Here is a 15,801-nt window from a genome sequence, read left to right as displayed (position 1 = left end):
GTGCCGCGCCGGTCAGCATTGGGTCAGCGCGCGGTGCGATCGAAATGACGATCGACGTAGCGCTGGATCGTGTCGCGCATGTAACGCGACGACACCTCCGCGCGGTCCTCCCACGCGAACACGCACGACGACATCACGCCGTCGAAGCCTGCCGCGCCGAGGGCGCCGAAAAACAGGTCCCAGTCGATCTCGCCCTGCCCGATGTCGAGATGCTGGTGCACGCGGATCTGGGTCGAGCCGGGCGGGTTCACGATGTAGCGCAGCTGGCTGCTCTTGCGGTGGTCGAAGGTATCGGCCACGCGCACGTGCGCCAGGAGCGGCGCGGCCTGCGCGATCATCACGGCCATGTCGTCGCCGTAGTAGAACGTGTGCGGCGCGATGTACGACAGCTTCAGCGACGGCGAAGCGAGATTCGTGACGATGTCGATCGCCGGCTGCAGCTGCTCGATCCAGTCCTCCGGATGCGGTTCGACCGACAGCACGATGCGTTCGCGCTCGAGGATCGGCAGCAGCGCGTCCATCGACCGGAACCACGCGGCCTCGCACAGCTCCTTCGGGTTCGCGCCCGGCCGCTCGCCGACCGAACGCTCGGGCGACGCGCCGCGCCCGAACTCCGACACCATCAGCGCGCACTCCATCTCGACCGCCACTTCGATCGCCTTCTTCCAGCACCGCACGGCCCATTGCCGCTCGTCCTCGAACGGGCTCGCCCAGCGGTACATCGGCTGCAGCGACGCAAGGCCGACGCCGCTCGCACGCATCGCCTGACGGAACGCGGCCATGCGCTCGCGCGTCGCGCGCGGCATCACCCACCAGTCGAGAAAGTCGCTGCGCGGCGACAATTCGATCTGGTCGTAGCCGAGCTCGGCCACCGCGTGCGGCAGCCGGTCGAGCGGCAGGTGACGAATCATGTAAGGGTCCAGCGCGATCTTCATCAGGCTTCCTTCGCGAATGCGGTTACCGGCTCGACGCGTGCGTCCGCTCAGCGGCGCGTCTTCTTGTTGCGGTACTGGTCGGCGATCACGGCCGCGACGATGATCGCGCCCTTCACCATCTCCTGGTAATACGCGTCGATGCGGATGAACGTGAAGCCCGACGTCATCACGCCGAGGATCAGCACGCCGATCACGGTGCCCGTCACGCGGCCGAGGCCGCCCGACAGCGACGTGCCGCCGATCACGACAGCCGCAATCGCATCGAGCTCGTACATCACGCCCATGCCCGACTGGCCGGAGATCGCGCGTGCCGCGGTCACGGTGCCTGCGATACCGCTCAGGAGGCCCGCGATCGCATAGACGAAGATCAGGTGCCGCGTGACGTTGATGCCCGACACGACGGCCGCGTGGCGGTTCGCGCCGATCGCATAGGTGTACTTGCCGAAGCGCGTGTAGCGCAGCACGACGTGGAAGATCGCGGCGATCACGAGGAAGATGATCACCGGATTGGCGCCCGCGCCGATCGCCGCGAACGGGTCGGTCAGCATCGACACCGGCATCCCGTTGGTGAACCACTTCGCGAAGCCGCGCGCGGCAACCATCGTGCCGAGCGTCGCGATGAACGGCGGGATCCCCGTCATCGCGATCAGCGTGCCGTTCAGCAGGCCGACCAGCAGCCCGACGCACACGCCGGCTAGCACCGGCCAGATGATCGGCAGGTCGGTCAGGTGCGGAAACACCGCGCGCGGGAAATCCGACACCTGCGCGAGACTCGCCGATACGACGGCAGCGGCGGCAACGACCGATCCCGACGACAGGTCGATCCCGCTGGTGATGATCACGAGGTTCACGCCAACCGCGATGATGCCGATCACGGCCATCTGCAGCACGATGATCTCGAGCCGCTCGGCGTTGAACAGGAAGCTCTGGCCGACGACGATCCAGCCGACGATCTCGAAGAACAGGCTGATGCCGACCAGCACGAGGAAGATGCTCAGCTCGGGCGGCCACTTCGTGTGCCGCGACTTGAGTGTCATGGTCTGCGCATCCGCGACCGGGTTCAGGTTGCCCATTTCAGTTGTCTCCAATCTTGTTACGGCTCAGCGCGACGCGAGATCCATGATGCGGACCTGGTCGGCGTCCTTGCGATCGACGATGCCGGTCATGCGCCCTTCGTGCATCACCATCACGCGATCGCTCATCCCCAGCACTTCCGGCATCTCCGACGAGATCATCAGCACCGCGACGCCCTTGCCGGCGAGCGCGCTGACGAGCCGGTGGATCTCGGCCTTCGCGCCGACGTCGATGCCGCGCGTCGGTTCGTCGAGGATCAGGATGCGCGGCTGCGTGAGCAGCCAGCGGCCGATCAGCACCTTCTGCTGGTTGCCGCCCGACAGGTTCTGGATTTCCTCGTGCAGCCCCGGAGACTTCACGCGCAGCGTCCGGCTCATTTCCTCGCAGTCGCGCTTCAGTTGCGCCTGCTGCACGAAGTTGAATTTCACGTAGCGGCTGCTGAGCACGGCCGCTTCCATGTTCGCGAGCAGGTCGAGATTCAGAAAGCAGCCGCTGTCCTTGCGATCCTCGGTGAGGAACGCCATCCCATGCTTCATCGCCTGTGCGGGCGTCGCGATCCGCACCGGCTTGCCGTCGATGCGAATCTCGCCCGACGTGGCCGGCACGACGCCGAACAGCGCCTCCGCGACGTTCGAGCGCCCGGAGCCGACGAGGCCCGCGACGCCGAGGATTTCTCCGGCGCGCAGATCGAAGCTCACGTCGCGGAACACGCCGTCGACGCCGAGATCCTTCACCGACAGCACGACATCGCCGATCGGCACTTCTTCCTTCGGGAACATCTGCGTGATTTCGCGCCCGACCATCATGCGAATGATGTCGTCGCGCGTGACGTCGCTCGAGGCATGCGTGCCGATGTACTTGCCGTCGCGGAACACCGAGAACTCGTCGGCGATCTCGAACAGCTCGTTCATCTTGTGCGTGATGTAGACGATGCCCTTGCCCTGCTCGCGCAGCTGGCGAATGATCCGGAACAGGTGCGTGACTTCCTTGTCGGTCAGCGCGGAGGTCGGCTCGTCCATGATCAGCACGTCGGAGTCGAACGACACGGCCTTCGCGATCTCCACCATCTGGCGGCTCGCGACCGTCAGCGTGCGCACGTCGGTTTCCGGATCGATGTCGATCGACAGCCGCTCGAACAGCGCGGCCGTGCGGCGGCGCAATTCGGCGTGATCGATCAGGCCGAAGCGGTTCTTCGGTTCGCGGCGGATCCAGATGTTCTCCGCGACCGTCATGTACGGCATCAGGTTGAGTTCCTGGTGGATCATCGCGATCCCGCGGTCGAGCGCATCGAGCGGGCCGTTCAGCACGACCGGTTCGCCGTTGATCAGGATCTCGCCCTGGTCGGGCGTGTAGACGCCCGCGATGATCTTCATCAGCGTGGACTTGCCGGCACCGTTCTCGCCCATCAGCGCATGAACGGTGCCGCGGCGCACGCGAAACTGCACGCCGTCGAGCGCGACGACGCCGGGAAAGGACTTGCCGACGCCGCGCACCTCGAGCACGCAGTCGGCCGCGGAAGAAGCCGGCGCACCGGACTGGCCGGCCGCGCCGGACGAAGCGGCCGGCGCGTCGCCGCCGGCCATCGGGCGCGCGACTCTGGCTGTAAACATGGACGTTCCTCGACAAGTCGCGCGCGAACCCGGCCGTGCCGGGCCCGCGCAGTTCAACGGATCACCGGTCAGTGCTTCGCGTACTGGCTCATGTTCTCGGGCGTCACGAGCTCGAACGGCACGTTCACGTAGCGGTCGACCGGCTGCTTCTTCGCGAGCTTGAGCGCGGCGGCCACCGCCTGCGCACCCTGCCCGGCCGCATTCTGGTAGACCGACACCTTCAGCTCGCCGGCCTTCATCGACGCGAGACCGTCCGGCGTCGCGTCGATACCCGCGACGACGGTTTTCGGCGTCAACTTGCGCGCGGCCTTCAGCGCATTGATCGCGCCGATCGCCATTTCGTCGTTGTTCGACACGATCGCGTCGAACTTCGTCCCGGAGCTCAGCCAGTTCATCGTGATGTCCTGGCCCTGCGTGCGGCTCCACTTGCCTTCGCGCTTGTCGACGATCTTCATGCCCGAGCAATCCTTCGTCGCGATCACGTCCTCGATGTCCTTGGTGCGGGCGCGCGCCGATTCGTTGGACAGCTCGCCCATCAGCACGAGGAGGTCGCCCTTGCCGCCGAGCAGCTTGCACACCTGGCGCGCCTGCAGCGTGCCCGACTGCTTCTCGTCGGACGCGACGACCGCGACACCCGCCGGCAGCTTGTCGAAGTCGACCGGCTTGCGGTTCACGTAGACGAGCGGAATCTTCGCGGCGGTCACCATCTTCGTGATCTTCGGCGTCGCGTCGGTATCGACCGCGTTCACGATGATCGCGTCGACCTTCTGCGCGATCATGTTCTGGACCTGGCTCAACTGCTTGCCGACGTCATTGCCGCCGTCCTCGATCTGCACCGTCGCGCCGTCCTTCTTCGCCGAATCGGCGATGCTGTTGCGCAGGATGGTCAGGAACGTGTCGTCGAACGATGCCATCGTCACGCCGATCTTCTCGGCATGCGCGAGCGGCGCAGCCAGGATCGCGGCGGCCGCGACGGCCATCAGCTTGGTCTTCATGATCAATCTGTCTCCTCATCTCCGGGGGGCGGAAGACGGCGCGTTGCGCGCCGCCGGGCCGAGTCCGATACGGACTGAAGCATCCGGATGAAACTGTAGATCACTTCCTCGAAAATTTGGAAATTTATTTCTACGTGATTTCACCTAGGGAACTGGATTTCCAAAAAGTCTAGACTGCGTTCGTAGCCCGATTTCCTGCGGCAGGCAGTCCCGCGTCGTGCAGCGCACGTTGCGGACCGTGGCCACAGGATCGGTCCCCTAATCTGCCGGCAGCGCCGAACGCCGGCCGCGAGCGTGACACGTGATATGAGCCTGCTGAACTTTCCGAGTGACCGCCCCATCGATCTCGCCTGCCTCGGCCGCGTGGCCGTGGATCTCTATGCGCAGCAGTACGGCAGCCGCCTCGAAGACGCGCGCAGCTTCCAGATGTATCTCGGCGGCTCGTCGGGCAACGTCGCGTTCGGCGTCGCCCGGCTCGGGCTGAAGACCGCGATGATTTCGCGCGTCGGCGACGAGCAGATGGGCCGCTTCCTGCGCGAAACGCTCGAGCGCGAAGGCTGCGACACGAGCCAGCTGCAGACCGACCGCGAGCGCCTCACCGCGCTGGTGCTGCTCGGGCTGAAGGATCGCGACACGTTTCCGCTGCTGTTCGTGCGCGAAAACTGCGCGGACATGGCCGTGCGCGCCGACGAGATCAGCGAGGATTTCATCGCCGGTTGCCGCGCGCTGGCGATCACCGGCACGCACCTGTCGACACCGGCCACGCGCGAAGCGTCGCTGACCGCGCTCGGCTATGCGCGCCGCCACGGCGTCGTGCGGATCCTCGACATCGACTACCGCCCCGTGCTGTGGGGCCTGACCGCGCGCGGCGCGGGCGAAAACCGCTACGTGCCGGACGCGCAGGTGACGCGGCAACTGCAGCAGGTGCTCGGCGAATTCGACCTGCTGGTCGGCACCGAAGAGGAATTCCTGATCGCGGGCGGCGTGCCGCACGACCTGACCGGGTCGTTGCGAGCGGTGCGCGCGATCACGAACGCGACGCTGGTCGTCAAGCGCGGCGCGCTCGGCTGCTGCGTGATCGAAGGCGGCATTCCGGCCAGCATCGACGACGCGCCGACCTTCCTCGGCGAACGTGTCGAGGTGCTCAACGTGCTCGGCGCGGGCGACGCGTTCCTGTCGGGCCTGCTGTCGGGGCTGCTGCGCGGGCGCGACTGGGGCGAATCGACGCGCATCGCGAACGCGTGCGGCGCGATCGTCGTGTCGCGCCATGCGTGCTCGGCCGCGATGCCGACGCCGGCCGAACTCGCGCACTGGTTCGACGGCAGCCGCAATCCGGTGGTCGACGCCGACCGCACGCTCGCGCACCTGCATCGCGTGACGGTGCCGCGCCGCGAATGGGACGACCTGTGCGTCATGGCATTCGACCATCGCAGCCAGTTCTACGAACTCGCGGTGCAGGCCGGCGCGGACGAAGCGCGGGTCAAGACGCTGAAGCGGCTGCTCGTGCGTGCGGTCGAGCAGGTCGAGCGCGATCGTCATATCGAAGGCCACGTCGGCGTGCTGATCGACGGCGGCGCCTACGGCAGCGACGCACTCGCGTCGGCCACCGGGCGCGGCTGGTGGGTCGGCCGCCCGGTCGAGCTGCCGGGCTCGCGGCCGCTGCGGTTCGACGAAACGCGCTCGGTCGGCTCGTCGCTCACGCACTGGCCGACCGAACAGGTCGTGAAGTGCCTCGTCCACTATCACCCCGACGACGACGTCGACCTGCGCGTCGAACAGGAACAGCGCGTGCTGGAACTGTGGGAAGCCACGCGGGCCAGCGGCAACGAACTGCTGCTGGAAATGATTCCGCCGCGCGCGGTCACGCCGGCCGGCACCGAGGACGACGCGGTGCTGCGCACGGTCGCGCGCTTCTACAACCTCGGCGTGAAGCCCGAATGGTGGAAGCTCACGCCGCTGAGCGCGGACGGCTGGACACGGCTCGCCGCGCTGATCGCGGAGCGCGACCCGCACTGCCGCGGCGCGGTGATCCTCGGCCTGAACCAGCCGCTGCAATACCTCGTCGACAGTTTCCGCTCGGCGACCAACCCGATCGTCAAGGGCTTCATGGTCGGGCGCACGCTGTGGGCCGATGCGTCGCTGAACTGGTTCGCCGGCCGCATCGACGACCAGGCGCTGATCGACGAAGTGGCCGGCAATTTCGCGCAACTGGTCGACGCGTGGCTCGGCCGCCGCGCCGCCGCGCGCGCCGCCGCAGCAGCCTGATGACCGTGCCCGTGACGACCACCCGATTCCTCTCTATCGACCGACGATGACCACCACCGTGAGACTGACCGTCAGCCAGGCGCTCGTGCGCTACCTGGCCGCCCTGCGCGCCGAAGTCGTCCAGCCCGACGGCCGGACCGAAATCCTGCCGTACTGCGGCGGCGTGTTCGCGATCTTCGGCCACGGCAACGTGGCCGGGCTCGGCGAAGCGCTGCATGCCGAGCAGGACCGGCTGCCGACGTTCCGCGCACACAACGAGCAAGGGATGGCCAACGCGGCCGTCGCGTTCGCGAAAGCGAATTTCCGCCAGCGGATGATGGCCGCGACGTCGAGCATCGGCCCCGGCGCAACCAACATGCTGACGTCGGCCGCGCTGGCGCACGTCGGCCGGCTGCCGCTGTTGCTGCTGCCCGGCGACGTGTTCGTGTCGCGGCTGCCCGACCCGGTGCTGCAGCAGGTCGAGGATTTCGAACAGGGCGACGTCAGCGCGAACGACTGCTTCCGGCCCGTGACACGCTACTTCGACCGCATCACGTCGCCCGAGCAGCTGCTCGTCGCGCTGCCGCGCGCGATCCAGGTGATGACCGACCCCGCGCAGTGCGGCCCGGTGTGCCTCGCGCTGCCGCAGGACGTGCAGACCTTCGCATACGACTGGCCCGAGGATTTCTTCGCGCCGCCGGTGATCCGGATGCGCCGGCCGCCGGCCGACGCGCTCGAACTCGCCGACGCGCTCGACGTGCTGAAAGCCGCGAAGAAGCCGCTGATCGTCGCTGGCGGCGGCGTGCTGTACAGCCAGGCGTGGGACGCGCTGCGCGCGTTCGCCGACACGCACGGCGTGCCGGTCGCCGAATCGCAGGCCGGCAAGGGCAGCCTCGCGTGGGATCACCCGCTGAACCTCGGCTCGATCGGCGTAACGGGTTCGCCCGCCGCGAACCGCGCGGCCGCGCAGGCCGATGTCGTGTTCGCGGTCGGCACGCGGCTGCAGGATTTCACGACCGGCTCGCATGCGCTGTTCGGCAACGCGACGCTGCTGAGCCTGAACGTGCAGCCGTTCGACGCCGGCAAGAAACGCGGCCGGCAATTGATCGCCGACGCACGCACGGGCCTCGGCCAGCTGTCGGCCGCGCTGGCCGGCTGGCATGCCGACCCCGCGTGGACGGCCTCGAATCGCGACCAGGCCGCCGCGTGGAACGCGCGCGTCACCGAGCTGACGACGCGCATTCCGGCGGACACGCTGCCGTACGACGCGGAAGTGATCGGCGCGGTGCGCGACTCCGCGGCCGACGCGGGACGCGACAGCGCACGCGACGATCTCGTCGTCTGCGCGGCCGGCACGCTGCCGGCCGAATTGCACAAGCTGTGGCGCAGCGGCGTGCCGGGCAACTATCACATGGACTATGCGTACTCGTGCATGGGCTACGAAGTCGCAGGCGGCCTCGGCGCGAAACTCGCGCGGCCCGAACGCGAAGTGATCGTGATCGTCGGCGACGGCTCGTACATGATGCTCAACGCCGAACTCGCGACGTCCGTGATGCTCGGCCGCAAGCTGATCGTCGTGATCCTCGACAACCGCGGCTACGGCTGCATCGAGCGGCTGCAGCTGAACTGCGGCGGGGTGAGCTTCAACAACATGCTCGACGACTGCGTGCCGGAAGGCGGCGAGCGCTCGACGATCGACTTCGCGATGCATGCCCGCGCGATGGGCGCCGAAGCCGTGCACGTGCGCGACATCGCCGAGCTACGCCGGGAAATGACGCGCGCCCGCGCGGCGAAGAAGAGCCAGGTGCTCGTGATCGACACCACGCACCGGCGCACGACCGACGACGGCGGCGCGTGGTGGGAAGTCGCGGTGCCGCAGGTGTCCGAACGCACCGGCGTCGACGCCGCACACCGCGCGTATCTCGACGCGAAGACCCGGCAGCGGCGTTGACTACGAACGCTGTCCACGAACCCGCCCCGCACCCCCCATCATTCGAACCAAGGAAGCACGTCATGAGCTGGAACGTCCGCATCGGCATCAATCCCCTGTCGTGGATGAACGACGACCTGCCGTCGCTCGGCGGCGAGACGCCGCTCGAAACGGCACTGAAGGAAGGCGCCGAAATCGGCTATGCGGGCTTCGAGCTCGGCAACAAGTTTCCGAAGACGGGCCCCGAGCTGAAGGCGAAGCTCGCCGAGTTCGGCCTCGTGTGCGTGTCCGGCTGGTATTCGGGCTTCCTCGCGGAAGTCGCGCCGGGCATGAGCGACGCCGACGCGGTCGCGGCAGAGATCGAGCGCTGCCGCGCGCACATGACGAAGCTGCAGTTCAACGACGTGAAGGTCGTCGTCTACGGCGAATGCGCGGGCACGATCCAGGGCAACATCGAGACGCCGGTCGCGAAACGGCCGCGTTTCGTCGACGACGCAGCCTGGCAGCGCTACGCGGCGCGCCTCGATGCGTTCGGCGCGCACCTGCTCGACACATACGGGATCAAGCTCGCCTACCATCACCACATGGGCGCATACGTCGAGTCGCCGGACGACGTCGACCGGCTGATGGCGTTGACCGACCCGGCGAAGGTGTTCCTGCTGTTCGACACGGGCCATGCGTATTTCGGCGGTGCGACCGATCCGGTGACGCTGCTGAAGAAGCACGTGTCGCGTGTCGCGCACGTGCACTGCAAGGACGTGCGGCCGCAGGTCGTCACGCAGGCGCGCAACGACGGCTGGAGCTTCCTGAACGGCGTGATCAACGGCACGTTCACCGTGCCGGGCGACGGTGCGCTCGATTACGACGCGACGCTGCGCACGCTGAAGGACGCCGGCTACGAAGGCTGGCTCGTCGTCGAGGCCGAGCAGGATCCGGCCGTCGCGCCGAGCTATGCCTATGCGAAAAAGGGCTACGAGTCGCTGCGTGCGATCGTCGACCGGTTGAGTGCTTGAGCGCGTGAGCCCTACCCTATTGCGGAGCCCCTCCCCATGACGATTTCTCCCCTGCTGGTCAAGGCATCCGCCGACCGCGAAATCTGCAACGTCACGCCCGAATCGGCCGGCTGGAAGCATGTCGGCTTTCGCGCGCTGCGCCTGAAGGCCGGCGACGCCGAAACGCTCGACACCGGCACGCGCGAGCTGTGCGTCGTCGTGCTGACGGGCACCGTGCGTGCCGAAGTCGACGGCGCAACCTACGATGCGCTCGGCAAGCGCGACAGCGTGTTCGAGGAGGTCTCGCCGGACGCGCTGTACGTGCCGGGCGGCAAGCGCGTCACGCTGATCGCGACGCGCGATGCGGAAATCGCGCTGTGCACCGCGCCGTACGCGAGCGGCGACAAGCCCGTGCGGCGCCTCGACGGCGAACGGATGCGCCGCTCGGTGCGCGGGCAAGGCACCAACACGCGCTACGTGTGCGACATCCTGATGGGCGACAACCCGGCCGCCGACCGGCTGCTCGTGGTCGAAGTCGTGACGCCGGCCAGCCATTCGAGCAGCTATCCGCCGCACAAGCACGACCGCGACGCCGCGCCCGACGAAACCTCGCTCGAGGAAACCTACTATCACCGGATCGACCCGCCGCAGGGCTTCGCATTCCAGCGCGTGTACACGGACGACCGCAGCCTCGACGAAGCATGCGCGGTCGAGAACCACGACGTCGTGATGGTGCCGCGCGGCTACCATCCGGTCGTCGCGCCGCACGGCTACAACCTGTACTACCTGAACGTGATGGCCGGGCCGAGCCGCGCGTGGGCGTTCAAGAATGACCCCGCGCACGAGTGGATGCTCGACGCGGCGCCAAAACGCTGACATGCCGCAGCACTGAACGGACGACGGGCCCGCGCGCGGCCCGTGACGATGCGACGCCCGGCACGCGCACACTGAGCCGGCGACGCCACGGAGCCGCCATGGTGACGACCCTCTTTCGCCTCGAACCCCATCCCTTCGACGACGACGCGTCGAATCCGGCGCTGCCGCGCTTCAATGCGGCCGTCGCACGCCAGATCGGCGAAATCGCGGTCAACCTCGCGACGCGGCGCGGGCTGCCGATCGCGGTGAGCATCGTCGGCGAGGAGGCGCCGCTGTTCTACTGCGCGCTCGACGGCAGCGATGCAAACGACAGCGACGCGATCCGCCGCCGGCAGAACACGGTGCTGCGTTTCGGCCTGAGTTCGCTCGCGGTCGGCGCGCGCTTTCGCCGCGCCGGCTGGTCGCTGCAATCGCAGGGCTTGTCGGACGACGACTATGCGCTCGACGGCGGCAGCGTACCGTTGCGGATCGCCAGCGCAGGCATCGTCGGCGCGATGACGATCGCAGGGCTCGATTCCGAAGACAATCACGCGCTCGTCGTCGAGAGCCTGCAGTGGCACGTCGGCGCGAACGCGCTGGCGATGCTCGCGTAACGACGCGATCGGCGCACGCGCGCCGATCGCGCAATCCCGCCGGATCAGTTCAGCCCGCCGCTCACGACGAGGTGCTCGCCGGTCAGCCAGCGGGCATCGTCCGATGCGAGGAACACGGCCACCGACGCGATGTCGTCCGGTTCGCCGAGGCGGCCGAGCGGCGTCTCGCTGCGCACCTGCTTGTCGAGATCCGAGCCGATGAAGCCCGCGCTGTGCGTGCCTTCGGTCACGATCATGCCGGGGTTGATCGCGTTCACGCGGATCTTGCGCGGGCCGAGTTCGACCGCGAGCACGCCGGTGATCGCGTCGACCGCGCCCTTCGTGCCGCTGTACACGGCGCTGGCCGGCGGCGTGATGCTGGTCACCACCGAGCTGATGTTGATGATGCTCGCGCCTTCGCCGAGATGCTTGACGGCCGCCTGAGTGGTCAGCAGCACGCCGAACACGTTCGTGTCGAACTGACGGCGATAGTGCTCTTCGGTGATCGCTTCGATCGGCGCGAATTCGTACACGCCGGAATTGTTGACGAGCACGTCGAGACGGCCGTACGTGTCGATCGCCGTATCGACGATGCGTTGCGCGTCGGCCGCCTTCGACACGTCGCCGCCGACCGCGACTGCGCGGCCGCCCGCTTCGACGATCGCGCTCACGACCGCATCGGCGCCCGCCTTGCTGCTCGCGTAGTTGACGACGACCGACGCGCCTTCGACGGCCAGTGCCTTCGCGATTGCCGCGCCGATGCCCTTCGATGCGCCCGTGACGATCGCTACCTTGCCTGCCAGCTTGCTCATGATTTCATTCCTCGGTCAGAAGACGTTCGATGGTTGGCGCCGGCTGCCGCGCTGATGCGGCGCCATGGCAACCGGCCTGACTGGAAATTTACTTTGCGGCACCGCAGCGATAAAGCGGCCCGAAGCGAATTGACTGGCGGAGTTTGCCGAACAATCGGTCGCGCGCCGTCACCCGGCGCTCAGCCAGGCATTGGCGACTTCGCCGCCCAGGCCGTCGAGCGCGCCGTCGTAGACGATCCGTCCGCGCCCCATCAGCCGCGGCGCGAACTGCAGCCGCTGCTCGATCAGCAGGATCGCGACGCCGTCGGCCTGCAGCGCGGCGAGGCACGCGCCGACTTCGTCGACCGCGAGCGGCGCGAGCCCTTCGGCCGGCTCGTCGACGATCAGCACGCGCGGGCTGCCGGCCAGGGCGCGCACCAGTGCGAGCACCTGCTGCTCGCCGCCCGACAACCGCCCGGCTTTCACGTCCGCGCGCGCGGCCAGCAGCGGAAAGCGGTCGAACAGGCGGTCGAGCGCCGCGCGTTCGGCCAGGCCGCTAGCGCCGCGCAACCCGAGCCGCAGGTTGTCACGGACCGTCAGCAGCGGGAACACGTCGCGGCTTTCGGCCACGTAAGCAACGCCGTGCCGCGCGATCTCGAACGTCCTCGCGCCCGCGCATTCCGCACCGGCGATGCGCACCGAGCCGGCCGTGCGCACGAGCCCCATCACGGCCTTCGCGAGCGTCGAACGTCCCGAGCCGTTGCGGCCGAGCAGCGCGAGCGTCTCGCCCGGCGCGAGCGCGAGATCGACACCGTCGAGGACGGGCTGCAATCCGTACCACGCACGCAGGCCGCGAATGTCGAGCAGCGCGCTCATGCGCGGCCCTCGCCCAGATACGCGGCCCGCACGCGCGGATCGGCACGGATCGCATCGGGCGCACCGGTCGCGACCACCGTGCCGCGCACGAGCACCGTGATGCGTTCCGCGAAGCCGAACACCGCGTCCATGTCGTGCTCGATCATCAGCACCGTGCGACCCTGCGTCGTCGCGCGGATCAGCGCGATCATCCGCGCCGCCTGCGCGCGGCTCATGCCGGCCGTGGGCTCGTCGAGCAACAGCGTGCGCGCGCCGCTCGCGAGCGCGATCCCGAGATCGAGCGCGCGCTGTTCCGCATAGCTCAGTTCGGCGGCCGGCGTGTCGCGCCGCGCGTCGAGACCGATGTCGTGCAGCACGCGCGCGGCCGCGAGATCGACCGACGCCGATTCGCGCAGCCGGTTCCACCAGCGCCGCCGTTCGGCCGGCGCATGCAGCGCCGCGCAACGCAGGTTGTCGAATACCGTCAGCCGCGCGAACGCGCTGGTCTGCTGGAAACTGCGGCCGATGCCGAGGCGGCTCGCGACGACCGGCCCGCGTCCGCGCAGCTCGACGCCATGCAGCACGACGCGCCCGCGCGTCGGCCGCGTCGCCCCCGCAATCACGCCGAACAGCGTCGACTTGCCCGCGCCGTTCGGCCCGATCAGCGCATGACGCTCGCCGGCCGCGATGCTCAGCTCGACACCGTCGAGCACGGTCTGCGCGCCGAAGCGCTGCACGACGCCATGCAGCGCGATCGCGTTGCCGTTCATCGCGCATCCTCCCGCTTGCCGGCCTGCCCGCCCTGCACGAACCGGGCGCGCCAGCCCCACAGCAGCGTACCGATGCCGGCCGCCGAGCACGCGACGGCCCAGCCGGCCGGCGTATCGGCGTCGATGCCCCATGCGCCGAATGCGAGGCCCGTGCCGTCGTCCTGCGCGAAGCGCCACGCATAGCCGAGTTCGGCCGCGCAGACGATCGCGACGGCCCAGAACACGCACGCGCCGACCGCGCACAGCATCCGCCACCGCTCGGGCGCCGGGGCATCGCGCCGCATCGCCCGCGCGAGCGCCTGCGCGATGCCCGCGAGCCCGCGCGGCGCGGCCACGACGATCGCGACGAACAGCACGCCGAGATACAGCGCCCACGCCCGCGACACGCCCGCGACGCCGATGCTCAGCGCGGTCAGCACCGCCGCGCCGGCGGCCGGCCCGAAGAACGCGCCGGTGCCGCCGATCACCGCGGCGATCAGCACGGTTGCCGAGCGCGCCATCGATACGCTGTCGGGCGTCGCGATCTCGATGTCGATCAACGTCAGCGTGCCGGCGATGCCCGCGAAGAACGATGCGCACGTGACCATCGCAAGCCGCACGCGGCGCGGATCGGTGCCGAGCGCGGCGACGCGTGCCGGGTTGTCGCGCACCGCGTTCGCGAGCCGCGCGAGCGGCGTGCGCGTCAGCGCGTGCATGGCCCACGCCGACACGACGCACCACGCGGCGATCACCGCATACGCGTGCGCCGGCGCGCCGAAATGCCAGGTGCCCCACGGCGTGCCGCTCGCGCGGTCGATCGGCACGCCGCCGAGACCGCCGAACCACGCCGGTACGCTCCACGCGGCCGCCGCGACGCATTCGCCGAGCCCGAGCGTGATCATCGCGAACGCGGTGCCGGAACGGCGCGTCGCGAGCAGCCCCGCGACGAACCCGAATCCCGCGCCGGCCACACCGCCGACGAGCGGCAGCAGCGGCAACGGGCCGCCCAGATGGTTGAACCAGTGCGCGGCCGCGAACGCGCCGAGGCCCGCGAACGCCGCGTGACCGAACGACAGCAGCCCGGTCGTGCCGAGCTGCAGGTTGTACGACAGCGCGAGCACGACGAGCGCGGCCGTCTGCGCGAGATAGCCGAGCACCGCGCCATGCGGCCACAGCCACGCGGGCAGCGCGAAGCACGCGGCGAACAGCGCCCAGCGCACGCATCCGGCCAGCATGCGGCTACGCATCGGCACGTTCTCCGAACAGTCCGCGCGGCCGCGCGACCAGCACCGCGACGAGCAGCAGGTACGGCACCAGCGGCGCGAGTTGCGCGATCGACACCGCGGCCACGCTGTCAGGCAGCGCGATGCCGGCCCATTGCGCGAGGTCGCGCAGCGACGTGTCGCTCGCGGCCGCGAAGGTCTGCGCGAAACCGACCGCGAGCGACGCGACGAACGCGCCGCCGAGCGAGCCGAGCCCGCCGATCACGACGACCGCGAACACGACCGACCCGACGGTCTCGGCCAGCGCGGGTTCGATCACCGCGAGCGGCGCGCCGATCACCCCGGCCAGCGCGGCGAGCGCGGTGCCCGCGCCGAACAACGCCGTCATCACGCGCGGCACGTCGTAGCCGAGCGCCTCGACGGCCGAGCGATGCGTGAGCGACGCACGCACGACGAGCCCGATGCGCGACACGCGCAGCAGCGCGCCGAGCGCGACCAGCATCGTCGCGGACATCGCCATCATGAACAGCCGGTAACGCGGCAATGCGAGGCCGAAGACGGTCGCGGGTGCGCCGTCGAACAACCGCGGCACGGGCGCCGGCAGCGGCGCGAGGCCCCAGACGAGCTTCGCGCCCTCGCCGATCAGGTACGCGAGACCGAAGGTCAGCAGCAGCTCGCTCGTATGACCGCGCGCCTGCACGCGGCGCAGCAGCGCGCGTTCGCAGCCGGCGCCGAGCAGCCCGACCGCGAGCGGCGCGAGCACGAGCGCGGGCCAGAAGCCCGCGTGGGCTGCGATGCTGTAACCGACATACGCGCCGAGCATGTAGAAGCTCGCATGCGCGAAGTTCAGCACGCCCTGCACGCTGAAGATCAGCGTGAGGCCGGCCGACAGCATGAACAGCAGCAAGCCGTAGCTGAGGCCGTTGAAGGCCTGGAGCGCGAACGCGTGCACCGC

The 15,801-nt window shown here is 69.1% G+C and carries 14 protein-coding genes; 5 read left to right on the top strand and 9 right to left on the bottom strand.

The window, feature by feature from the left end:
* Nucleotides 1-23: 23 nt before the first annotated feature.
* The 4 genes from OHZ10_RS07205 to OHZ10_RS07190 form a co-directional block, all read right to left on the bottom strand.
* Complete coding sequence (locus OHZ10_RS07205; protein ID WP_059234791.1) at nt 24-935, bottom strand: sugar phosphate isomerase/epimerase family protein; 912 nt, start codon at nt 933-935, stop codon at nt 24-26.
* Between the two features lie 47 nt (nt 936-982).
* Nucleotides 983-2,008, bottom strand: a complete 1,026-nt coding sequence (locus OHZ10_RS07200) for an ABC transporter permease (protein ID WP_059234792.1) — start codon at nt 2,006-2,008, stop codon at nt 983-985.
* A 27-nt stretch (nt 2,009-2,035) separates the two neighbouring features.
* A complete protein-coding gene (locus OHZ10_RS07195) occupies nt 2,036-3,619 on the bottom strand; it encodes a sugar ABC transporter ATP-binding protein (RefSeq protein ID WP_256085896.1) in 1,584 nt (527 codons plus the stop codon).
* A gap of 68 nt (nt 3,620-3,687) precedes the next feature.
* The gene (locus OHZ10_RS07190; RefSeq protein WP_059234796.1) at nt 3,688-4,614 is read right to left on the bottom strand and encodes a sugar ABC transporter substrate-binding protein; all 927 of its coding nucleotides are present in this window, start codon (nt 4,612-4,614) and stop codon (nt 3,688-3,690) included.
* A 306-nt stretch (nt 4,615-4,920) separates the two neighbouring features.
* Here OHZ10_RS07190 and OHZ10_RS07185 point away from each other — a divergent pair, with 306 nt between their 5' ends.
* The 5 genes from OHZ10_RS07185 (at nt 4,921) to OHZ10_RS07165 (ending at nt 11,249) form a co-directional block, all read left to right on the top strand.
* Complete coding sequence (locus OHZ10_RS07185; RefSeq protein ID WP_059234798.1) at nt 4,921-6,879, top strand: bifunctional 5-dehydro-2-deoxygluconokinase/5-dehydro-2-deoxyphosphogluconate aldolase; 1,959 nt, start codon at nt 4,921-4,923, stop codon at nt 6,877-6,879.
* A 46-nt stretch (nt 6,880-6,925) separates the two neighbouring features.
* Nucleotides 6,926-8,809 (top strand): 3D-(3,5/4)-trihydroxycyclohexane-1,2-dione acylhydrolase (decyclizing), encoded by a 1,884-nt coding sequence (gene iolD / locus OHZ10_RS07180; RefSeq protein ID WP_342704091.1) that lies wholly within the window; start codon nt 6,926-6,928, stop codon nt 8,807-8,809.
* Between the two features lie 62 nt (nt 8,810-8,871).
* The gene (iolE, locus tag OHZ10_RS07175) at nt 8,872-9,801 is read left to right on the top strand and encodes a myo-inosose-2 dehydratase (RefSeq protein ID WP_059234801.1); all 930 of its coding nucleotides are present in this window, start codon (nt 8,872-8,874) and stop codon (nt 9,799-9,801) included.
* A 36-nt stretch (nt 9,802-9,837) separates the two neighbouring features.
* Nucleotides 9,838-10,656, top strand: coding sequence for a 5-deoxy-glucuronate isomerase (gene iolB / locus OHZ10_RS07170; protein ID WP_059234804.1), 819 nt, complete (start codon nt 9,838-9,840; stop codon nt 10,654-10,656).
* A gap of 98 nt (nt 10,657-10,754) precedes the next feature.
* A complete protein-coding gene (locus OHZ10_RS07165) occupies nt 10,755-11,249 on the top strand; it encodes a heme-degrading domain-containing protein (RefSeq protein WP_174994411.1) in 495 nt (164 codons plus the stop codon).
* A 44-nt stretch (nt 11,250-11,293) separates the two neighbouring features.
* On the opposite strand, the gene OHZ10_RS07160 is transcribed toward OHZ10_RS07165, so the two are convergent.
* The 5 genes from OHZ10_RS07160 to OHZ10_RS07140 form a co-directional block, all read right to left on the bottom strand.
* Nucleotides 11,294-12,040 carry a glucose 1-dehydrogenase gene (locus tag OHZ10_RS07160; RefSeq protein ID WP_342704088.1) on the bottom strand — a complete coding sequence of 249 codons (747 nt, stop codon included), beginning with the start codon at nt 12,038-12,040 and terminating at the stop codon, nt 11,294-11,296.
* A gap of 168 nt (nt 12,041-12,208) precedes the next feature.
* Nucleotides 12,209-12,895, bottom strand: coding sequence for an ABC transporter ATP-binding protein (locus OHZ10_RS07155; RefSeq protein WP_342704086.1), 687 nt, complete (start codon nt 12,893-12,895; stop codon nt 12,209-12,211).
* Nucleotides 12,892-13,644 carry an ABC transporter ATP-binding protein gene (locus tag OHZ10_RS07150; RefSeq protein ID WP_059234811.1) on the bottom strand — a complete coding sequence of 251 codons (753 nt, stop codon included), beginning with the start codon at nt 13,642-13,644 and terminating at the stop codon, nt 12,892-12,894. Before OHZ10_RS07150 ends, OHZ10_RS07155 begins: the two co-directional genes overlap by 4 nt.
* On the bottom strand, nt 13,641-14,870 hold the full coding sequence (locus tag OHZ10_RS07145) for a branched-chain amino acid ABC transporter permease (protein WP_342704084.1): 1,230 nt from the start codon (nt 14,868-14,870) through the stop codon (nt 13,641-13,643). The genes OHZ10_RS07150 and OHZ10_RS07145 overlap by 4 nt, the downstream gene beginning before the upstream one ends.
* Nucleotides 14,863-15,798, bottom strand: coding sequence for a branched-chain amino acid ABC transporter permease (locus tag OHZ10_RS07140; protein WP_059234815.1), 936 nt, complete (start codon nt 15,796-15,798; stop codon nt 14,863-14,865). The genes OHZ10_RS07145 and OHZ10_RS07140 overlap by 8 nt, the downstream gene beginning before the upstream one ends.
* Between the last annotated feature and the right edge of the window lie 3 nt (nt 15,799-15,801).

Origin of the sequence: Burkholderia arboris (genome assembly GCF_038723655.1) — a bacterium.
Taxonomy (GTDB): domain Bacteria; phylum Pseudomonadota; class Gammaproteobacteria; order Burkholderiales; family Burkholderiaceae; genus Burkholderia; species Burkholderia arboris.
The sequence above is the reverse complement of the archived record's forward strand: the minus strand, read 5'-3'. Positions and strand labels throughout refer to the sequence as shown.